This is a genomic window from Mesorhizobium sp. B2-6-2 (assembly GCF_006440615.1).
Classification (GTDB): domain Bacteria; phylum Pseudomonadota; class Alphaproteobacteria; order Rhizobiales; family Rhizobiaceae; genus Mesorhizobium.
On sequence record NZ_VFUG01000008.1, the window covers coordinates 58,398 to 79,827 of the forward strand.

At 58.6% G+C, this 21,430-nt stretch carries 19 protein-coding genes; 10 read left to right on the forward strand and 9 right to left on the reverse strand.

The features are described 5' to 3' along the window. The first annotated feature begins 235 nt into the window (after positions 1-235). Positions 236-889, forward strand: coding sequence for a class I SAM-dependent methyltransferase (locus FJ419_RS17565; protein ID WP_210241668.1), 654 nt, complete (start codon positions 236-238; stop codon positions 887-889). Positions 890-1,060: 171 nt separating this feature from the next. Here FJ419_RS17565 and FJ419_RS17570 read toward each other — a convergent pair whose 3' ends face one another. After that, on the reverse strand, positions 1,061-2,221 hold the full coding sequence (locus FJ419_RS17570; protein WP_140695932.1) for a GNAT family N-acetyltransferase: 1,161 nt from the start codon (positions 2,219-2,221) through the stop codon (positions 1,061-1,063). A gap of 378 nt (positions 2,222-2,599) precedes the next feature. Between FJ419_RS17570 and FJ419_RS17575 the strand changes: the two genes are divergently transcribed. Beyond that, the gene (locus tag FJ419_RS17575; RefSeq protein ID WP_140695937.1) at positions 2,600-3,502 is read left to right on the forward strand and encodes a glycosyltransferase family A protein; all 903 of its coding nucleotides are present in this window, start codon (positions 2,600-2,602) and stop codon (positions 3,500-3,502) included. An 18-nt stretch (positions 3,503-3,520) separates the two neighbouring features. Here FJ419_RS17575 and FJ419_RS17580 read toward each other — a convergent pair whose 3' ends face one another. Further along, positions 3,521-4,771 (reverse strand): glycosyltransferase family 4 protein, encoded by a 1,251-nt coding sequence (locus FJ419_RS17580; RefSeq protein WP_246679237.1) that lies wholly within the window; start codon positions 4,769-4,771, stop codon positions 3,521-3,523. A 9-nt stretch (positions 4,772-4,780) separates the two neighbouring features. Continuing rightward, positions 4,781-6,145 carry a nucleotide sugar dehydrogenase gene (locus tag FJ419_RS17585; protein WP_140695940.1) on the reverse strand — a complete coding sequence of 455 codons (1,365 nt, stop codon included), beginning with the start codon at positions 6,143-6,145 and terminating at the stop codon, positions 4,781-4,783. A 387-nt stretch (positions 6,146-6,532) separates the two neighbouring features. Here FJ419_RS17585 and FJ419_RS17590 point away from each other — a divergent pair, with 387 nt between their 5' ends. Further along, on the forward strand, positions 6,533-7,210 hold the full coding sequence (locus tag FJ419_RS17590; protein WP_140695943.1) for a polysaccharide deacetylase family protein: 678 nt from the start codon (positions 6,533-6,535) through the stop codon (positions 7,208-7,210). 25 nt (positions 7,211-7,235) lie between these two features. Here FJ419_RS17590 and FJ419_RS17595 read toward each other — a convergent pair whose 3' ends face one another. The 4 genes from FJ419_RS17595 to FJ419_RS17610 all read right to left on the reverse strand — a co-directional run bounded on the left by FJ419_RS17595 (position 7,236) and on the right by FJ419_RS17610 (position 12,260). Further along, a complete protein-coding gene (locus FJ419_RS17595) occupies positions 7,236-8,669 on the reverse strand; it encodes an exopolysaccharide biosynthesis polyprenyl glycosylphosphotransferase (RefSeq protein WP_140695946.1) in 1,434 nt (477 codons plus the stop codon). Positions 8,670-8,807: 138 nt separating this feature from the next. Further along, on the reverse strand, positions 8,808-9,755 hold the full coding sequence (locus FJ419_RS17600) for an NAD-dependent epimerase/dehydratase family protein (RefSeq protein ID WP_140695949.1): 948 nt from the start codon (positions 9,753-9,755) through the stop codon (positions 8,808-8,810). Positions 9,756-9,798: 43 nt separating this feature from the next. Continuing rightward, positions 9,799-10,743: a glycosyltransferase family A protein gene (locus tag FJ419_RS17605; RefSeq protein WP_140695952.1), complete on the reverse strand. Its 945-nt coding sequence runs from the start codon at positions 10,741-10,743 to the stop codon at positions 9,799-9,801. Then, entirely contained in the window at positions 10,740-12,260 is a 1,521-nt protein-coding gene (locus FJ419_RS17610; protein ID WP_348642820.1) for a lipopolysaccharide biosynthesis protein, read from the reverse strand. The genes FJ419_RS17605 and FJ419_RS17610 overlap by 4 nt, the downstream gene beginning before the upstream one ends. A 431-nt stretch (positions 12,261-12,691) precedes the next feature. On the opposite strand from FJ419_RS17610, the gene FJ419_RS17615 reads away from it, so the two are divergent. Continuing rightward, positions 12,692-13,759, forward strand: a complete 1,068-nt coding sequence (locus FJ419_RS17615) for an SDR family oxidoreductase (RefSeq protein ID WP_140542368.1) — start codon at positions 12,692-12,694, stop codon at positions 13,757-13,759. Between the two features lie 10 nt (positions 13,760-13,769). Then, a complete protein-coding gene (locus tag FJ419_RS17620; protein ID WP_140695958.1) occupies positions 13,770-15,083 on the forward strand; it encodes a DUF4910 domain-containing protein in 1,314 nt (437 codons plus the stop codon). Here the strand turns inward: FJ419_RS17620 and rfbC are convergent. Continuing rightward, on the reverse strand, positions 15,072-15,629 hold the full coding sequence (rfbC, locus tag FJ419_RS17625; RefSeq protein WP_140695961.1) for a dTDP-4-dehydrorhamnose 3,5-epimerase: 558 nt from the start codon (positions 15,627-15,629) through the stop codon (positions 15,072-15,074). The genes FJ419_RS17620 and rfbC overlap by 12 nt on opposite strands. A gap of 253 nt (positions 15,630-15,882) precedes the next feature. Here rfbC and FJ419_RS17630 point away from each other — a divergent pair, with 253 nt between their 5' ends. The 5 genes from FJ419_RS17630 (at position 15,883) to FJ419_RS17650 (ending at position 20,922) form a co-directional block, all read left to right on the forward strand. Further along, complete coding sequence (locus tag FJ419_RS17630; protein WP_140695964.1) at positions 15,883-17,178, forward strand: class I SAM-dependent methyltransferase; 1,296 nt, start codon at positions 15,883-15,885, stop codon at positions 17,176-17,178. Continuing rightward, on the forward strand, positions 17,175-17,990 hold the full coding sequence (locus FJ419_RS17635; RefSeq protein ID WP_140695969.1) for a sugar phosphate nucleotidyltransferase: 816 nt from the start codon (positions 17,175-17,177) through the stop codon (positions 17,988-17,990). The genes FJ419_RS17630 and FJ419_RS17635 overlap by 4 nt, the downstream gene beginning before the upstream one ends. Next, positions 17,987-18,646, forward strand: coding sequence for a PIG-L deacetylase family protein (locus tag FJ419_RS17640; protein ID WP_140695972.1), 660 nt, complete (start codon positions 17,987-17,989; stop codon positions 18,644-18,646). The genes FJ419_RS17635 and FJ419_RS17640 overlap by 4 nt, the downstream gene beginning before the upstream one ends. Before the next feature lie 285 nt (positions 18,647-18,931). After that, positions 18,932-19,975, forward strand: a complete 1,044-nt coding sequence (locus FJ419_RS17645) for a hypothetical protein (RefSeq protein WP_140695975.1) — start codon at positions 18,932-18,934, stop codon at positions 19,973-19,975. 560 nt (positions 19,976-20,535) lie between these two features. After that, complete coding sequence (locus tag FJ419_RS17650) at positions 20,536-20,922, forward strand: hypothetical protein (RefSeq protein ID WP_181170738.1); 387 nt, start codon at positions 20,536-20,538, stop codon at positions 20,920-20,922. 83 nt (positions 20,923-21,005) lie between these two features. Here FJ419_RS17650 and FJ419_RS17655 read toward each other — a convergent pair whose 3' ends face one another. After that, entirely contained in the window at positions 21,006-21,308 is a 303-nt protein-coding gene (locus FJ419_RS17655; RefSeq protein ID WP_095765383.1) for a DUF982 domain-containing protein, read from the reverse strand. Between the last annotated feature and the right edge of the window lie 122 nt (positions 21,309-21,430).

Genomic DNA, 21,430 nt, shown 5'->3' on the forward strand with positions numbered 1-21,430 from the left:
ACTGAAATCACCTTCCTTGGCTGATGTGGGGCGCGAAGGGCATCCGGTCGCATTCAGGTGGCCGGAGCGCCGGCTTATTCTTTCGTGGATGGCTAGTTCAGCACAATGAATAATGAGAGCGACTTCCGAAGTTGCTCCACTCATCGCCACGTCAGCTAAGATGGTGTCGATTTCGACCGGGCGCCCTCCCTTCCCGCGGGTGGAAAAGGGGGCGCTATAGAGGGTAGGCAGTCTGATGAGTGAAATGCTGCAGCTGCGCCAATTCATCACCGATCCGCGAGAGCAGCGATCGATAGCGACGACCTTACGAAGAAGACTGTGGGCGGAATTCCAGCGGCGCTTCCCCGACATCGGACGAATGCGCGTGGTCGATCTCGGCGGAACGGTGGTTCATTGGGAGAGAAGTCCGGTTCGCCCCAAATGGGTGACGGTAGTCAATCTCCTACCCCAGACGAGCAGGGCTGCCTGGATCAGAGTCGTGCAGGGCGACGCCTGCGATCCGCCCGCAGAAATCCGAGCCATGGAATTCGACATCGTGTATTCGAATTCCTTGATCGAACATGTGGGTGGGCACGCGCGCCGTGCCGACCTCGCTTCGATCATCCACGGTTTGGCGCCGCATCATTGGGTGCAAACCCCTTATCGGTATTTCCCGATTGAGCCGCATTACCTCTTCCCGGGCCTGCAATTCCTGCCCCAGGCAGCCCGCGCCAAGTTGATCCGACGCTGGCCGTTGTCACCGTCGCGGCCAGACCAGGGACAGGCCGTCAAGGATGTGCTGGAGATTGAGCTCCTGTCACAGACCGAGATGAGGTATCACTTTCCTCGCTCTGACCTCTTCAAGGAGCGGATGCTGGGGATGACCAAATCAATTGTCGCCGTCAATTGATGAGGCAGCTGCATTCACGCTGGAATGACAACCATAGCGATTGCGATAGCGCTCGCGGTGGGGGGCAGCCGCGTTAGTGCTAACAGGCCAAGCTGGCACAAACAGGCGCGCGGCGGCCGTCTGCCTCCAGCGCGCCAGCGATCGGAGATGGTTCGTCACTGTGCGCAGTCCTTACCTTCTCGGAATTTTGCGCATCCGCCACGCGGTTCGCAGGCCCTTGAGCGAATGCCACACGAGAGTGTCGCGGAGGGACATCTTCAACCTGCGCACCAGCAGATCGGCCTGACCCCGCATCGTTCTCGGGATCTCGATCTGGTGGAGTGGTATCGCAGCGTCGCAATACTCCGTCTTGTAATCCTCGTTGCCAAGACCTTGATCGAACTCCTTCATGCCAGCGTCTATCGCCCACTCAATCAGATGGTTGAGCAAGTGGCGACCAGGCGAGAAACGAACCCATTCGCCCGCTTCGAAACTCGGCATCATGTAGTAAAATCTGCCATCGTCCTTGTATCCCCAGTGCACCGCCAGGACCGTGCCGCCCAAATTTAACGACGAAACATGGACGTAGCCTCGTGGGGCAAGCTCGAGCGCGGCCTGCCGAAGAAAGGCACGATAGCCAGGTCGCTCCATTCCATCGACCCCAGTCGTTTCGATATAGCGTCGCGACTTCTGCCTCATCATCGCTTCGAGCATCTCGTCGCGTTCGGCGGACGTGCTCGCGATCCTGAAGGCGACTGTGCCGCGCTCACCAAGCTTGCGAAGCTTGCGCCGCGTGTCCTGGGCTCGCGGGAGGCGCTCGGAGACAAACTCGTCCACGCTGCTGGGCAGGCGCATGACATACCCGCTGTGGGGATAGCGAGCCGTGATCAAGGGCGTCAGCGGATTGTCGATGTCGAACACGCGCTCGGGCATCTTTTCGACAACTGCGATGTCGAAAGGGGGTGCAATCCTTGCTATTGCATCCCACAACTTGCCTACGAATGAAGGGCGCCAGTCTTTGACGTGCGGAAACAGGACTGGCGCATTGTAGTCGCTGACGCCACCGTCCAAGAACGACAAAACCTTCAAGCCGAATTTGCGCTTCTCGATGCCAAGCGGCAAAAGCGCGTGAGGAGCACCGCGCTCATCTACCACCGCAATAAACAATGGCCGAGTGCCGCGCGCCGGCCCGATTGTGTCGCACCAAACGTTTAAGAAATCGGCCGTCTGGAAAACGAAGGCGCGAGCCGAGCCCCGATTGGCCATGGTCGGCCACATGGCCGCAAAATCCCGCCATGAATCACTTGCCGAGACAACCAGGGAAGACCCCTCGATCGGGGTGCTGCGGATCATTTGAGGCAATCATTGATCAAGAGACGGACTGCGCCAGCATTGGGCGCGACGAAAATGCCGCTGGTGGAGACGCCAAACCTCGATTCCCATGAAAGATTTTCCGCCCCTGAACAGCTCGCCACCAGTTTTGGACCCCAGTAACCACCCGCAACCCGCGTCGGGCTCCGTCTCACCAATGGGTCATCATCTGTCCAGGCCGGTTTGGAGCATATCTGAACAAAAGACGCACATTGCTAACCCGTTGGCCGACTGGATGCATACGTCCCGCGATTTATGATCTTCATGGCACTTCTGCATCGCGCTGGTCGAGTGTTCACCTCAAGTGCTCGAGGAATGAACTACCGCAGCAACCCTGGGGCAGTCCACGAGGACCGCGAAATGATCACTGTCATCATCCCACATCTCGACCAGCAAGAAATGCTCAGGCGCTGTCTCGCATCCTTGCAGGCGCAGCGGCCGCCGCAGCAAACAGTCGAGATCATTGTCGTTGACAACGGATCGAGACAGATACCGAGCGACCTTTGCGCCTCCTTTCCCGCTGTCACGCTCCTTCTCGAGCGCACACCCGGCCCCGGGCCAGCGCGCAACCGCGGCGCAGCCCACGCGGGCGGCGAAACGCTGGCCTTCATCGACGCCGACTGCATCGCCCATCCCGATTGGCTTTACGAAATAGAAAGCTGCTTTGCAGAAAGGGAAGATATCGGCATCATAGGCGGCGACGTCAGGATTGCGCGTCAGGACGCACATCGAATTACCCTACTTGAAGCTTACGAAAGCGTCTTTGCCTACCGAATGCGCGAATACATCACCAAGCAGGGGTATACCGGGACCGGCAATCTGGCGATGCGCAAACAAATTCTGTCTGCGGTTGGACCGTTCGGTGGGATTGAAATTGCGGAAGATAGGGACTGGGGACAGCGGGCGCTCCGCAAGGGCTTCCGCACCCACTACCGCAAGCGGATGATAGTGTTTCATCCCGCTCGCCGGAATCTCACTGAGATCGCTGCAAAATGGGAACGGCATGTTGCTCACGATTTCAATCGGGTACGCTCTCAGCGAGGGTGGCGGCCGCGCTGGATCTTGCGCAGTTTCGCGGTCGCACTCTCGCCCGCGGCAGAGTTGCTCCGGGTGGGCTTTTCCGATCGCATCGAAGGCCCAAGGGCGCGCATGCTTGCCATGTACGGCGTCGTCCTGGTTCGCCTTTACCGATGCAAGGTGATGCTGGCTCTTGGATTCGGAGCAGACGCCTCGCGCATCCTCGACAAATGGAATCGCGTCTGAGCGCAGGGAAGACCCGGCTCACGGCTTCCTTGGAGCGGTGGCCCTGGCTCGTTGATAGGCGGCGATAAGGTTCGGCACTTGATAGCTCCAGGCAAGTTCCCGCTGCAAACGATCGCGGCCGTAATCACCCATAACCTTGCGCTGTTCGGGGTTGCCAAGCAGCCATTGAACCTTGTCAGCAAAGTCGATCGGATCATCCGGGCGGGCGTAGAGAGAGGCTGTATCCGCCGAGAAACGCCCCTCGGTGACGTCGAATTGCACAATTGGTTTGCCGAAAGCCATGTACTCGAGAATCTTGTTCATGGTGGACTTGTCGTTCATCGGATTGACGCGATCCGGATTGACACACACGTCGGCTGTTGAAAGCACGGTGAAGAGCATTTCGTCGGGAACCCGACCGGTGAACGTGACATAGTCGTTCAGCCCCAAACTTTGGCAGTATTCCTTGAGATTTCCAACTTGCGGGCCACTGCCAACAAGAACGAACTGAATGTCCTGCCGACCGCGCTCATGAACGAGATGTTTGACGCTACGCAAAAGTAGGTCGATCCCCTCCTGTTCCCCCATCACGCCGACATAGCCCACGAGAAACTTGCGTCCTTTCTTCAGGCCGGGGTCGGGGCAGTCGATCCTCAAGCGTGTCAGGTCCGGACCGGACCGCACCACGAAGACATCGCTCTCGCGCTTCCTGCCACGGGTGAGCGCGATCCTTCGGTAGCTCTCATTGGTCGAAATGACGACGTCGGCGCATTTGAATGTTATCCATTCGAATAGGCACAAAAGCCGCCACAGCCGCCCACGCTTGCCGAACTTCGCCTCGTAAAGCTCGGGATTGATGTCGTGGTGGTCGAAAATGAAACGCTTGCCGAGCAACTTGAACGGCAGAGCGACGAGAAAGATCAGATCCGGCGGGTTGCAAGCATGGATGGTCTCGAACCCATGCCTAAACAGGATTTTCCATGCCAGGCGGGTCTCGTGCCAGAGCGCCGCGCCGTATTCGAGGAGGAACTCCGATGCGCCTTTGGCTTCGACCGGCAAGTCATGCCTGTAGACGTGAATGCCCTCCAACGTCTCTTCATGCTCTTCCGCCCCTACTCCGACAGGGCAAATGATGGAAACCTCCGCGCCAGCGTCACGCAATGCACGCGCCTCCTGCCAAACGCGCCGGTCGAACGGCACTGGCAAGTTCTCCACAATCATCAAGACCTTGCGGGCAGAAAGACTGCCGGATCGAGTTTGTTCGGCCCCAAACATTGAGATGGCGGACATGTCTCTCCCCTAAGCCACAGCGCGCCTGACATCGAACGGCAGGGCGGCATCACCAGGCTGAGCAGACTCTTCCAGGGATGCGGGAGGGGCTGGCAGCCAGTTTGCGCTGTCCGACAGCGCGTTGAGGTCGATCACGCTCTGCGCCCTCGAGAAGGAAAGCATGCCCGCAGTGCGGTTTGCGAATATCACCCGATCATAATGTCGAGCTTCGGCCTGCTTCTTGCTCACCAGCAGGGTGGCAAACTGCGGAAGCCACGACCACGCATAGCCCAGATTGGCGCCGACCAACTTGCCGGCGTCGATGGCCGGATCAAAAATCGAGAGCCTGTAGCGTTCCCTCAGCAGGCTGCGCGCAAGGTCGATATTGGGGCTCTCTCTCAGGTCGTCCGTTCCGGCCTTGAAAGCCAGGCCCGCGAGAAGCACTGATGCTCCCGGCTTCAGACCCTTTGTGGCGAGTTGGAACAGGCAGTATTTATGGGCGTCATTGGAGCGCAGGAGCGAGTCGATCAAAGGCGCATTTATCCCGCAGTCCGCCACGATGTTCTGCAATGCACGGACGTCCTTTGGCAGACACGAGCCACCGAATGCTCCGCCGGGGCGCAGGTAGTATGGAGAAATGTTGAGTTTTGTGTCGGAAACAAAGATCTCGTGCACTTTCGCCGGATCGACACCGAGTTGAAGGCCGATCCGGCCGATTTCGTTGGCGAACGCCACCTTCATCGCATGCCAGCTGTTGTCGACAAATTTTGTCATCTCGGCTTCCGCAAATCGCGTCACGAAGCGCGGCGCTTCGAAGCCGGCAAAAAGCTCGTCTAATACTGGCTTTGGCTCGCCGTCCTGCGTTCCTATGATCACCTTCGGAGGCAGGAAGTAGTCATTGACGGCCGAAGATTCCCTCAGAAATTCGGGGCAGTAGGCGAGTTCAACGCGGTCCGCCGCGTCTCCCAGCAACCCTGCGAAGATCGGTGCGATCAGACCCTCCATTGTTCCGGGCCTTACGGTCGAGCGGTAGATGACGGTCAACGGCTTCGCGAGGCTGTGCCCCACGTGCAGCGCTATTTCCTTTGAGACTTCAGTCACGAATCTCATGTCGTGGGCGCCGTCCGCTCCGCTTGGCGTGCCGACGCATACTATTGCGGCGTCACAGTCTTCGAGCTTGTCTTCGACTTCCACGAACGCCGAGATGCGATGCTCCGCCAGCCCATGGAGCAGCATTTCGCCAAGTCCCGGCTCGATGATCGGTGCAATTCCGGAGTTGACGCCCGCGACCTTGCGGCCGTTGACGTCAAACCCAACCACTTCATGGCCCTGGTGTGCAAGGCAGCACAGGGTGGTAAATCCGACATAGCCCAGCCCGAATACAGCTATTTTCATGGACGCCCCCTAACTCCGCATCATGTTTGAGCCGGGCAGAGATCGCCTCAGGCAAACAATGGCATTGTTCCAACTCCGGGCGAATTGAGGAGCTGTCCGTTGAGCGAAGCGACCGCACACTTATGGGTAGAATGCCCCTTAGGCATGGTCAAAAGGGGGATGTTCTCTGCATTCAGATCGCACCCAGCTCTGCGAAGCCCGCCGCGTTGATGAGCTTGGACGGATCATGCGATGCGAGTAAGGCGATAGGCCGGGTTGAAGAATGAACACCACAAGCTCATGGTGGGAGGGTTCTTCGCAGACATCGATCTGTACTTGCCTTGCGCCGGATATCGGTTCCTGCGCGCAAAGGATCATAAAGAATAAAGCGACCATAGGAAATTAGGTGTGGTTGGATCGAAAGAGCGCTTCATCAACTTCCACGGCATAGGCATAGCCCCACCCGGTATCGACAAAGCCGAACTGGATTTCTGGTGGGATGCGGATCCATTTCTCGCCGCCCTAGACAAAGTATCTGCAGCTGCGAGCAATTACCCCCTCCTCATCACCTTTGACGACGGCAATGAAAGCGATCTCGACATTGCGTTGCCCGCACTTCTGGAAAGAAATCTCAGTGCGTCTTTCTTTGTTTGCGCAGGGCGAGTGGGAAGCCGCGGATATCTGAGTGCATCGGGGATCAGGCAACTTCTTCAGAAGGGTATGCGGATCGGGAGCCACGGCATGCACCACCTTGACTGGAGCAAGCTCGATGATGCCGGTCTGCAGACCGAAACAGTGGATGCCAAGCACAAGCTGGAAGACATCTGCGGTTGCGAGATCGATGAGGCCAGTATTCCTTTCGGCCGTTATGATCGCCGCGTTTTGAGAAAACTGACAACTGAAGGCTACAGCCGTGTCTACACGTCGGGTCGCGGCATCGCCACCAAGGAAGCATGGTTGAAACCGCGCAACACGCTGGACCGCTCATGGCAATGGAAAGACATCCCAAAGGATCTAGTCCTCCAGGACTCTTATCTCAAGCGGCTGCGCTCCAGTCTCTCGCACGCTCGCAAGTCTGTTTGGTAACTGCTGTGCCCTGCCATCGTCGCGTCTAGTACGCATTTAGCCCGCGTAAGACGGCAAACGGTGTTTGCAGGATTATGCGGATGTCCAGCCAGATACTCCACCTCTCTATGTAGAGCATGTCCATCTGGATCCGGTTCGTCATCAGGTCGACCCCCGGCGTTGCGCCGCGAAGTCCGCTTACCTGGGCCCAGCCTGTGATGCCCGGCTTCATTTGACGGCGAAAAGCGTAGTTGGCGATCGCTCGACCGAATTCGCTGTCATGCGAAGCCGCATGCGGCCTCGGTCCAACGACCGACATGTCACCCATGAGGACGTTCAGCAATTGCGGCAGTTCGTCTATGCTGGTTCGACGAAGCCAACGGCCAAACGTTGTGGTGCGTTTGTCCTCGGAAGTGGCTTGCTGGATTCCTGGGCCGTCCTCCAGGACGTTCATGGTTCTGAATTTGTATATCTTGAAGGCTTTACCGTTGAAACCTATGCGGGTTTGCCTGAACAGGACCGGTCCGCGCGAGTCGAGCTGGATCATCACGGCAATAAGTGTCATGAACGGCCAAAGCAGCGCCAAAGCGGCCATTGAGATGGCGACGTCCATGAGCCTCTTCGCTGCCCGCTGCATAATAGAGAGCGGCGGATGCTGCAGTTCGACGAGAGCCGACGATCCCACTATCTGAGCCGGCTGCCTTACAAAATCGACCAGCCAGTCGCGGGCAATGAGCGAGACTGGCAACGGAAGTTGGCGCAGAAGCGCTAGATGAGGTTTGAGCCGCTGCCAATCCCGAACATCGGCCGCTATGAGTATCTCATCGACATCTGAGTTCTGCGCGATCGCGACTGCAAGTTCGATCCGCTGCCGTATCAGCGCTTCGTTATCCGGCGTCCCAAGGTTCAATCGATACTCGATGTGAATTCCATGCTGCTGCAGCTCAGGGGCCGCGTTGGCATCGAGTGAGGCTCCCTGGTGGATCAAAACCACTTTGCGTCCTGCCGTGGTTCCTTTTGCTGAATCTCTGCGGACAAACAGCCGCCAGCAAACTCGATGAGCGAAAAGCGAGATCAGTCCATCGAGCGCCAAGGCAATGCCGGTTTCCGGATCAACCTGCTTGCCCAGAGCAAAGGTGCTCACGCCAAGAAGCGCCACCGTGCATAGCCATTGCGATGTAACGACATGGAGGCGCATGTTTTCGGAAAGAATTGTCGAAGGCTGGTAGAGGCCGGCCAGCTTCGCCGAGCACACGAACAGCGCGCAGGCGATGGGTGCAATGGCCAATGTTAGCATCGCCACCCCGGCTCCATCTGCGCCCGATTGCACGCTCCAGATGGCGCACGCCGCGGTAATGGCCAACGTATCCGCCGTGATGGCCAGCGGGGCTACTGACCGGTACGAAACGAGGGAACGTCCGGAAGGACTGGCTGCAAACTCCCTTGCTGTCTCCAAACTGGCGATCGGCGACATATCCATTGCAAATACACCGGACCGTGTTGACGATAAACAGGCAGGCCGTAACGCCCGCTTGCCCACATTATTTGGCCGGTCCGGCGCTGCGCAAAACGCCTACAAAAGTGCGCTGAGCTCATCCCAGTTATTCAGAAGGAGTAGTTAGTTAAGTGCTTGTGCGATTGCGGCCGCTATTGCGCCTGTGCGGTACCATTGCACCGTTCGACGGAGACCCTCGTCGAGAGAGGTTTTCGCCACCCAGCCGAGCCGCGCGAACGCACACTCGGTATCGGCGATCACCTCGTTTTCAGCCGGCCGGTCGGGAACCGCACCGAAAACAGGAGAGGATGCGGAGCCAACGATTGCAACAATCCTCTCGACGATTTCGCGAATAGAGACGAGACGGCCAGATCCGAGATCGATCGTGGCCCCCTCAATTCCCTTCGTCGTCGTCGCCAAAACGAACCCGTCGATCACATCGTTCACATAAATCCAGTCAGCCTTTCGCTTGCCGCTGGTCACTTTGGGTGCGGTCCCGCCAAGGAGCGACCTGATTACGCTCGGGATGAGCTTGGCGGGTGCCTGGCGCGGTCCGTAGACCATGAATGGCTGCAGAATGACCACCGGTGCCTGGAAGCGAGAGTGAAACATGCGTCCGTAGCCGGACGCCGCCCATTTCGCCGCTGCATACGGCGAATGTGGCGTGGGACGCGCAAGACCCGGCTGGGGCTCGGTAAACGAGCCGCTCAGGATAATGCGGCTGCTGCCGGCCTCCGTTCCGGCCAGCAGAACGTTGAGTGTGCTGGTCAACAGGCTTTGGTAAGTCGGCACCACCAATTCAAGGTCGGGGCTCGCGCCAACCGAGCCGGACAGATGATAGACGATGTCGGGCTTCACCGTGGCGACAACGCTACGAACCGTCGAGAGATCGGCCATGTCGGCTCGCCACCAGATCGGTCCGCGATCGTCTCTCTCTCGTTCGAAACGTGACGTCGCGTGGACCTCGCAGCCAAATCCAAGCAGCCGTTGGCAAAGATGGGAGCCAAGGAAGCCACCCCCGCCGGTGATCAGAACCCTGAGGTCAGCGATCTTTGGATTTTGGTGGACCATCTCGGCCGACCTTCATGTCCGCGGACTGCACCATCGCCCATTCCTAGTCTTGACTCACAGGTGTCGATGACAGGAAGCGTCCCTGATTTCCACGCAAGCGCCTGAGCAGCAAAAGCCTTGAATCTGAGAATTGCGCCCGTCCGGCCCTGATTGTTTCCTTCGCCCAGAAGCGGCGAAGCGCCATTTCGCATCGACGCAACTGATCCTCGGTAAGCTTTGCCCCCAGAACGATATCGCGGAGGTCGCGATAGGTGCGGGACGGCCAGGTTCTGAGTTCTTCGCTGCTGATGGGATCAAGACGTCGGCGGGATGCAACGCGGTCGAGGCCGCGACGCGGCTTCTGCGTGCGGTTCGCGAGCCGATCGGGGATGTGAATGATCGGCCCTATCAGCGCCAGTTCGGCGCATATGAGCCAGTCTGGCTGCTCGGAGCGGCGAAGCATGCGCGTTTGCAAGAGCCGGGAGCGTCGGTACATGCCGTGGATCGGGTCATACTTGGCGTCGCCGGCATGGTAGAACCACAGCATCCTTTCAAACCGCCGGGCTGCGTCGCCGGAGCTTGGGAATTCCCCCTCGTAGTCCTTCCATCTCGCCGCCCCCTCGGGCGAGTGAACGGTGAAGCCGGTGGTCAGGCCAATTGCATCTGTCCGGCCTTCAAGCGTCTTCACACATTTCGAAAGATAGCCCGGCTCGAGCCAGTCATCGGCGCTGATCCATCGGAAGAACGTGCCATGTGCCAGGCGCAGCACCCGGTTCATGTTCTGATGAAGCCCAATATTCGAAGGATTGACGTTCAGTCGGATGCGCCCATCGGCCCGCGCATAGTTTGCAAGCGTTTCTGTCACCCCATCGTCAGATGCATTGTCGGAAATGACGAGTTCGAAGCCCTCGAAATCCTGGCCGAGGATGGATTCTATGCAATTTTCCACCCACCCTTTTCCGTTGCGGACGGCAAGGCCGATGCTCACCCGTGGAACATTTTTGCTCATCTGCTTGCTCCGAGATTGGCGGATGTGTCGGCAATTCGATCCGGCGAGGCGGGTTTCAACGCTGCCAGGACATCCACATAGAATTTCCGTTGCCCCAGGACGAATAGGAGCAGACAAGCGTAGACCGCGCCCATGACCATCCCGCCCATCAGAAGCCGAAGGAGCGGCGTGGACGACGGCCCCAGGTAGAACGCCGCCTCCAGTCCCGCACCGCTCGCGGCGATACTGGCCAGCAATGGCCGCCAGATCGCGGCAAAGAGATCGAAAGGCGACAGAAGCGTCCCCTTCGCGCACCAGACAATATGCGGCACCACCCATACGGTCATGGCCGCAGAAACGCCCAGAGCCACGCCGTTGGCTCCGTAAGGTAGACCTATGATGATGGCCAGGCAGACCAGCACAGCGATGGCGTATGCCATCTTGAGGCTGCGTCCCTGGAGACCCGTCGACTGGAGGAACCATCCCGTTGGGTTGATGATCCCGAAAACCAGGATCGTGGGGGCGAGCAAGCGGAAGATCGGGGTCACGGCATGCCACTTGTGCCCAAGAACGACGGTGATGATCTCGTCCGCGAAGATTGCACAGAACATTGTCGTTGGAAGTGTAAGACTGTTGACGAGTGTATATCCCTTGAGGAAATACGCTTTGCAGCGAACCGCATCACCCTGCAGCCTGGACAAGCCGGAAAAGGCCACGCCACCGACTGCCGACAGCAAGGTCGTGTTCGGTATATTGATGAGCTGATAGCCTCGCCCATAGATGCCCAGGGCGTCTGCCCCCAGATAGCGCCCGATCATCAGCTTGTCGAAATTATAAGCCAGATGGACGACCAGATTGTTGAACGTGATCGTGGCCCCGAACCTTAGCATGGACCGAACATCGGAGAGCCTACCGGGCTTTCCCGGACGCCAGGAAATCGAAAGCCACATAAGAAGGGTCGTCGTCGCAGGCTGAACGAGTGCAGCGCCGACCAGCGCCCAATAGCCAAAGCTATAGAACGCCATTCCAAGCCCGGTCGCAATGCTGGCCAGTTGGGCAATTGTCTCTATGACAGCCAGGGCCCCATAGCGCAGCGAGCGTTGCAGAAGCGCAAGGTGCTGCACCCCGGCGGCGTTGAACAGGAAGCCGGCCGCCAGTGCGGCGGTCACCGGAAGCAGGCGAGGCTCCTGGTAGAAAGCGACGAGGAAAGGCGCGGCGATGAGGCAGAGCACGCCAAGGATGCTGCCGACGGCCACATTGACCCAAAAAAGGGTCGATACATATTGATCGCTGATGTCGGCCTTTTGAACCGTCGCTGCCGAGAGTCCTGCGGTGGAGAACAGGTCGAAGAAGCTGGTAACTACCGTTACCATGGCGACCAGGCCGAAATCCGCCGGTTCCAGGAGGCGTGCGATTGCGGCGACAAAGCCGAGCCGCAGAACAAAGGAAATCCCTTGTCCGCAAAGCTTCGCAAACGCACCCCGCAGCGATTTTCCTTTCAGTTCGTCCAGCTTCGAACTCCCCGCCAGAAAGAAGATGCCGTACGGTCCGAGACTCGTAACGGTGCCATAGCCAAATCACAGGAGGGCGTGAGATAGCCCACCAAGACGACGCCAGCTTATGGCTCGCGCTTCGTGCCGGGCACCCCTCCACAGCGCGTGTGCCGATATCAATTGTGATTAGTCGATGCCCGTTTGAATTAGTTCCGAAGAGCCGGCAATGCGGCCCGGGGTGGGCGAGGTATCCGGGCGCTTCTCCGGCCCGGTGAAGTGCGGGGCGCGTCCGGCTTCTCTTGCCCGTAAAATCCCGCAGCTGGCCAGAACGGCGAGCACAGGACGTAGAGACGCTCTCAAGCCGGAAATTTGCGCGCATGGCCGACAGACCTAAACCCCTCATCCGATTGGGTCAGTAGCCTCGGGACAAAATCGTGCGAAGGTCGAACAGCGCCATGCATTCCGCAGGAGGAACAATGCGAGTTCTAGTCACGGGCCATCAAGGCTATATCGGCTCTGTGATGGTGCCCATGCTGATCGCTGCGGGGCACGACGTCATAGGTTACGATGCCAATCTGTACGAGCGGTGCACCTTTGCCCCCGCAGGCAAGCTCACCAATATTCCAAGCATTTGCAAGGACGTGCGCGATGCGAGCCACGACGACTTCGTCAACGTCGAGGCCGTCATCCACCTTGCAGCGCTTTCCAACGACCCGCTCGGCAACCTGAACCCCGACATCACCTTCGCGATCAATCACCGCGCAAGCGTCCGGATAGCCCAGGTTGCCAAGGAAGCCGGCGTGCGACGTTTCCTGTTCGCCTCCTCCTGCAGCAACTACGGGGTATCCGAGAGCAACCTGATCGATGAGACCGGTGACCTCAATCCCGTCACGGCTTACGGAAAGTCCAAGGTTCTGGCGGAACGAGACATATCGGCATTGGCAGATGGCGATTTCTGCCCCGTCTATTTCCGGCCGGCGACCGCCTATGGTGTCTCGCCGCGCATACGCTTCGACATCGTGCTCAACAACCTTATGGCATGGGCCGTTTCGGAAAAGCTGCTCTATCTCAAATCGGATGGAACGCCCTGGCGACCGCTCGTGCATGTCGAGGACATATCCCGAGCCTTCATCGCAGGTCTTGCCGCACCGACCGAAGCGGTCTGGAACCAAGCGTTCAACGTTGGGTCAACGGAGCACAACTACCGGATCCGTGACATCGCGGACATCGTCACCGAAATCGTCCCCGGCTGCCAACTCACCTTCGCCAGCGACGCCGGACCGGACAAGCGCTCGTATCGTGTCAATTTCAGCAAGCTTGCCCGCGTCCTGCCTGACGCTTTGCCGCGCCACAACGCTCGAAGCGGGGCTGAGCAACTTCTCAGCGTTCTCAAGTCATCGCGACTGACGCCCGGTGAATTCGAAGGTCCGCGCTATCAGCGGATCGCCCATATCAAGCACCTGATGGCGACTGGCGTGATCGCTCATGATCTTCGTCGCCTGACGCACAGCCAGGCAAAAATTCCGGCAGCGATGCTACAATAACGACGGCGATATGGATGATGGCGCTCAACAACTGGTGAATACTTCTGCCCGACTAGGCGAGAAGATTTACGAACTTGCCAGAGAACTTTTCCCGATCGCCCGCAGCATCACTGGTCCCGGCGTTCGCGAGACGCTGCGCGTTTTGTCACGGCACCTGCCGATCGAGGTGCACGAGGTTGCAACGGGAACGCCTGTCTTCGATTGGGTTGTACCAAAAGAATGGATCATCCGTGAGGCCTATATCGACGACGAAAAAGGCAACCGGATAGTCGATTTCCGGCACTCCAATCTCCATGTTCTGAATTACAGCGTTCCGGTCGACAAGGTGGTGAGCCTCGCCGAGCTGAAGGAGCATGTTTTCACGATACCGGAGCAACCTGACCTTATCCCCTACCGTACCTCATACTATGCGGAACGGTGGGGATTCTGCATGTCGCACAATCTCCTGACGTCTCTTCCGGAGGGTCGCTATCGCGTTCATATCGACAGCGAACTCAGGCAAGGCGCGCTGACATATGGTGAATATGTCCATGGCGGCACGAGCGACCGGGAGTTCCTGCTGACCACCCACATCTGCCACCCCTCAATGGCGAACGACAATTGCTCGGGCCTGGCTTTGCTGACGGTACTGGCAGGAAAGCTCCGCGCGCGTCAGACACGCTATAGCTATCGCTTCCTTTTCATTCCCGGAACTATCGGTTCCCTGGCATGGCTCGCGGCCAATGAGGACAGAATCCCCCGGATCGACCACGGCCTTGTGGTCTCGTGCGTCGGCGATGGCCAGGGCCCTACCTACAAACGCAGCCGGCGCGGTGATGCCTTCATCGACCGAGCCATGGAACATGTCCTTTCCCATCTCCCGGGCCAATCCGCAAAGGTGATCGACTTTAGTCCGTACGGCTACGACGAGCGCCAGTTCTGCTCGCCCGGCTTCAACATGCCGGTCGGCCTATTCCAACGCGGTGCCCACGGCACCTTTCCGCAATACCACACCTCCGCCGACGATCTCGATTTCATTCGTCCGGAGCATTTGGCCCATTCATACGACATGCTTGCGGGCGTAATCGACGTCGTCGAGGAAGACTGGGTTCCTCTCAACCTCAGCCCCAAGGGCGAACCTCAGCTTGGCAGGCGCGGCTTATACGCAGCGCTTGGAGGCCTTCACGCTTCCAGCCATGGGGCGATGCCAATGCTATGGGTTCTCAACCAAGCGGACGGCAGCAATTCGCTGCTTGCGATGGCCGAGCGGTCCGGACTTCCGTTCGCCGAGATCGCTGCCGCCGCCCGACTTTTACGCGAACATGGGCTGTTGTCAGCTCAGTAGCTCCGTGCGACGCGCTTCGGCCGTGAGCAGCGGCCAATGCCTGTCGCGATCCGACAATATGCTGGGTGGAGCAGGCCAGCCGATCGCCAGGCATGGATCGTCGAATCGTAAGCCGCTCGCCGCCCCGGGCGTATAAAACTCGGAAATCATGTAACTGACCGTCGAGTCGGGCTTGAGTGTCTGGAAGCCATGGGCAAAGCCACTGGGGATGTAGAGCATGCGGCGGTTGCTGGCCGTCAGCTCAAATCCCTCCCATTTCAGATAGCTTGGCGATTGTGGGCGCAGGTCGACAATGACGTCATAAATAGAGCCCGCAATACAACTTACCAGTTTTACCTCCGCATGAGGCGAATTCTGAAAGTGCATACCGCGCAACGTGTGCGTATGCTGCGAATATGACATGCTGTGCTGGACGAAGCTGGTCGTCAGACCGTGGCCGGCAAACTCGGAAACGCAGAAGGTACGGGTAAAAAACCCGCGTTGATCCCAGATGGGTTCCGGCTCGACCAACATTGGTCCGCTGAGCGAAGACGGATGAAAACGCACTCGAAAGCTCCTTTTGACGAGCCTCAGCCTAAACTGCCGGCGATGCATCGCAGCAAAGCTATCTTGCTGTTGTCATACACAAACTGCTGTCCACTCAAGAATACATGATCAAAAAAGGGCGTCCGCGTACCTCTTCCGGATCAACCTAGGCTGAGCCTCATTCGATTTGACTAACCTATCTCTCAGAATACCAAGTCAGCGGCTCTCGCTGACTGGTTCAAGGTCACTGCAGATAAATCCGGGGTTGGGTCTGATGAATTTTCATTCAGCCGACGCGCGCGGCCAACAGGTGGACGTCGAACACGAGCGACGTTGCCGGCTCTGTGCAGCGCCTCTTCGTCATACATTTGTCGATCTGGGAATGTCGCCGCCCTGCGAAAGCTTCATATCGCCGGACCGCCTGGGCAACGTCGAGGCCTACTATCCGCTTCACGTGATGGCTTGCGAGGGATGCTTCCTAGTGCAGCTGCCGGAGCATATTACTCCGCAAGAGATATTCACCGAGTACGCATATTTTTCATCTTATTCCGCAAGTTGGGTCGCGCATGCGAAACGCTATTGCGATTACGCTGCGGCGCGCTTCGGGCTCCGACAAGACAGCCTGGTAGTCGAACTGGCCAGCAATGACGGTTATCTGCTGCAGCATTTTCAGCCGCTGGGGGTTCCGACACTTGGCATCGAGCCTGCGGCGAACGTCGCGCAAGCTGCAATCGCCAAGGGCGTGCCGACGCGCGTCGCCTTCTTCGGTGTACGCCTGGCGCGCGAACTCATCAACGAAGGCAAGCAGGCCGATCTGATCATCGGCAACAATGTTCTCGCGCAAGTTCCAGACCTCAACGACTTCGTGGCAGGCATCGTGCTACTGCTCAAGCCGCAGGGTGTGGTCACCCTTGAATTCCCGCACATTGAGCGGCTCATCGACGAAAACCAATTCGACACGATCTATCACGAGCATTTCTCCTATTTCTCGCTCGCGACGATCGACATGATGGCCGCAAGGCACGGCCTCAAGATCTTCGACGTAGAGGAACTGCCCACGCATGGAGGCTCGCTGCGAGTCTATTTGGCGCGGGCAGATAGCGTCTATCGCCCGTCGCCGGCGGTGGCTGGACTGATCGAGCGAGAGGCAATCGCCGGCCTCAGGCAGATGCAGACCTACACGTCATTCGCCGATCGCGCCTATGGCGCCAAGCGCGCCCTACTCAGCTTCCTGATTTCGGCGAAGAACGAAGGCAAGACGATCTGCGGCTATGGAGCGCCCGGCAAGGGCAACACCCTTCTTAACTATTGCGCGATCGGCACCGACTTTTTGGATTTCACGGTCGACCGGAATCCCTACAAGCACGGACGCTTCACGCCCGGTATGCACATTCCGATCAAGCCCGTCGAAGCCATCCAGGAGGCTAAGCCGGACTACATCCTGATCCTGCCATGGAACCTGAAGGACGAGATCGTGAGACAGATGTCGCACGTGGCAGCATGGGGCGCGAAATTCGTCGTGCCAATCCCCTTCGTCAAGGTGATCGATCCCGCGGAGTACCGGCCATGAAAGTAGTTCTTTTCTGCGGCGGGCTTGGTACCCGCATTCGCGATTATTCCGAAGCGGTGCCCAAGCCGATGATCCCGCTCGGCCCGCAGCCAATCATGCGCCATGTGATGCAATACTATAGCGACTATGGGCATGAAGACTTCATCCTTTGCCTTGGCTACAAAGCAAACGTCGTCAAGGATTTCTTTCTCAACAGCCGGCCGCAGATGTTCGCTGATTGCGTGGTAACCGGCGACGGTCGAGATGTCAGGCTCTTGGATGACAGTCACAAGGGTTGGCAAGTCACTCTCATTGACACTGGCATCTGGCGCAACATCGGCGAACGGCTCTGGGCCGCTCGTGATTTGGTTCGAGACGAGGACATGTTCCTTGCCAACTACAGCGACGGGCTCACGGACGTCGACCTCGACGACATGGAGCGCAAGTTCCGCGCGAGCGGAAAGGTCGCCTGCTTCCTCGCGGTGCCCCCGCCAGTCACCTATCATTTTGCGGATATCGCCGAGGACGGCCACGTCCGTGAGTTCCGCAGTTCCACGAGCTCAGATATCTGGATCAATGGCGGGTATTTTATGTTCAGGCCAGAAATCTTCGATTTCATGCGCGAAGGCGAAGAACTCGTGCTTGAGCCTTTCCGGAGGCTGATTGAGGCCGATATGCTGATGGCCTACAAACACAATGGCTTCTGGCGCGCCATGGACACATTGCGCGACTGGCAGGTGCTCGAGGACATGGTCGAAAAAGGCAACATGCCCTGGAACCGGCAGATGCGCGAGCGGTCCGGTCATACTGGACTCGCAGTCGCCAGATCATGAGGGCCCTGTCGCTCGCAGGCATGCAGGAGAGTCTGTGCGTGCTTTGTCTTGGCGCCCATTCCGACGATATCGAGATCGGCGCGGGAGGGACCCTTCTGTCCCTTGTTGCCAGCGGCGCGAAGCTTGACGTGCACTGGATTGTGTTAAACGGGCGCGGAGCCCGGGGCGAGGAGGCTCGCGCGTCGGCCCATAGCTTCCTCGAAGGGGTCACAGATCCCACCGTGACGATTGCAGACTTCGATGATAGCTACTTTCCGACCCAAGGGCGGGAGATCAAGGAATGGCTTGCGTCCCAGGCCAAAAAAACCAAGCCTGACCTGATCTTCACCCACCGCCGGGATGATGCGCATCAGGATCATCGCGAGGTCAACAGGATCACCTGGAACCTTTTTCGGGATCACCTTATTCTTGAATATGAGATCCCGAAATGGGACGGCGACCTGGGTCAGCCAAACTTCTACACGCCGCTGACCGAAGCCCAAATGCAGCGCAAAATCGAATTGCTTCTTGCCCACTTCGGCAGTCAGCGGTCCAAAGATTGGTTTGACGCCGAAACGTTTCGTGGCCTGGCACGGCTGCGCGGCATGGAGTGCCGCGCTAAGGACGGATTTGCGGAGGGGTTCGTGGTTCGAAAGGCCGCCTGGTCCCTCGGCTGAAGCGGGACGATCGTATGCGACGGATCGCGATAGGCAGGAGCGCCAGACCCTCTCCAAACGAGGTAGGTTGGTCGAGAATGTGGTGCACGTTTTCGCCAAAATCAGGCGATTTTGCCTACAGCAAACCCGTCGCAACAACTGCTAAGATTACAATAGAACGACGGTTGCGCAAACAATTACAAACAACCCCTAGTCGGCACGTTGCCTCTACATCATCGGTCAAACCGCATGGAGAATGCACGCCGCGAGCGAACCCACGCCCATGACGACACGTGGGGGGACTCTGTGAACAGCACTTCGCAGTCGGAGGGCGAAGATCCTGGTCATGGTACCGAGGTCGACCGCGCGTCGGTCATCGATGCCATCCGCGAGTGCATTGGAACATTGCAACTTGATCTCGACGGACAGGTTGTGGTTACTGGAGCTGGGTTTGGCTCGGAGGCGATCACGGCAACCGCGGCAGCGCTCGCCGGCGCCCGACGCGTATTTGCGCTTACAGCCGAGCGAAAAAAGCATGCCAGAAGTCCAGCCACCTCCTGGGACGCCTTGGACCTGGCCACCGGTGCCGGACATTCGGCCAGGCTGGAGATATTGCGACGAATGCATCCTCATCACTGGAATGAGGTCGACATTCTTGTGAGTTGTCCCCGGACACTGCCGATATCACGGTCGACCGTCGAGTACCTCCGACCAAATTCAGTCGTGGCTCTAATGGCCGAGCCATGGGAACTCTCTCCCGAGATGGTGGACCTAAACGCCTGCAGCGAGATGCAGGTCAAAGTCGCCGCTCCAAATCTAGAGCATCCCAGCATAAACCTGCATCCCGATTTAGCCCGGCTGTGCTGTCGACTGTTGCACGATGCAGGCATAAACCCCCGCGATACGAGAATCGCTCTCCTGTGCGACACCCCCTGCAGGCGCTACATAGAAGATGCCCTGATCGAGCAAGGCGCGAGAGTGACAGTGTTTGCTCACCCGCAGATGCTGCTGCCGGAAATGTGGGACGCTGTCGTGGTGGCATTGCGGCCGGCGGAAAAACCGTCGATGGATATCAATGGCCTTGCCCGGGTATTCGAAGCTGCTCATGGGAGCCTGCTCATTCAATTCAGCGGCGAGATCGACCGCCTGGCTGCTCGGTACTTTGGTCTTCGCGTCTGGCCGCCGCGAAAGCCGGCGCGCGGCCAGCTCGGCGTATCGTCTGAGATTCTCGGTTGGCATCCCACGATCCGCAGGCTTGTCGGCGGTCTCAAAGCAGCCGAGATGGCGCGGCGTGGAGCAGATCTCCGTCGCGACGGCATCGGTTCAATAGTCGGCCCCTCGCCCAACTGACTCTAGGTCAGCAAGCGCCGCGCTTCTCGCGCTCCTGGCCCGCGTTCAGACCAATGCGCTTGAGACACGGACCTTTTTGTTACGGCGCCATCGGCGCCAATGTCGCAGAATGCCCCACTGCAAGGCTATGTGCCACCAACTTGGCCAAGCGAAGTCACAGAGCAGACCCGTTGTCGCCGCCGCACCAGTGCGACAACGGGTCTAGCTTCAAAAGGCGCAAAGCGGCCGGCGTCCTTCTTGGGGTAAGTGGCTTCAGAACGCCGGCCCGGCGGACTCAGTCCACCGTACATTAATGATAGCTAAAATACGCTCACGAGAAATAGCGAAATCCGGGAATCCCGAGCTTTTCGCGGCGAGACCCGTCGCGGGAAGCACTTCCAGGATAGCGGTAGCAAACCGGATGGTGGGCTGAATATTCGGAATATTTAATATTATCAATTTTGCAGTGACGGACCAGCCGGCACGCCACCCCGATCCTTTCCGGCTCGAAACCGGCCCTTACATGTCGAGCCGCCTCGATAGAGAAGGCAAATCGCCTTAACCCGAACGCCGACCTCGCAGTGATTGCGTCCCTCACCCGATCGGGTGAAGCGCGCGGCCTCTTTCCGACTCAAACTGCCAATCTGGTCATAGATTCACGCATCAAGCCGGCCGATATCGACGTGGTACATCCTGATATCCCGGCCCGCGTGGTGAGCCGGCATCTGCCGCAAATCCATGGCTTGCTCACATTGGTGTCGGCCGACCGGCTGACGGACGAAAAGACCTGCGAGCCTTATTTCCTCGCCAAGGTCAAAGTCGACACAGCCGATCTCGCAGAGCTGCATGACGTGCACTTGTCGCCTAGCATGCCGGCAGTCATGATCCTGACGGGAGAGCACACTTTGCTCCACTATATGCTGGCCCCGGTGCAGGCTTCGCTCACACGCTCTTTCAAGGAAAACTGAACCGACGACAGCACACCGGCGCCGGCCATAAGCCGACGCCTCATCGTCGTATCTGTCAGCGCAGCCGCGGGGGCGTGACGGCGCTAGCGCCTCAGGGCGTGGACATTGTCCATCGACGCGCCGCCCAGCGGCAGCGCCATGTCGTCGTCGAGCAGCCGGGTGATGCGGGCAAAGCCGACAAAGGCTTTGCGCGCTTCCTCGGCCGACATCTTGCCCGACAGTGCCGCCGCGCAGCAATTCAGGGCGCATTGATAAACCGGGCCGCGTCGTCCCGTTGGCCACTTCCGCAGGAATACCATCGCCTCGGAGACGCTATCGACTTCCTCCACAGGGTATCCCTGCCCACGCGCAATTCGCACTGGGGTAAAGAAATGCAAGCGATCCATAATTATCCTCCCGGTCGACCGCAGCGCAGTCGAACCGCAATAAACGCACGTCCCGCGAATTGGTTCCAAACAAATTTGGTTGCCGATGGAAAAAGTTCGAAACCGCAGGCCTGCACGGACAT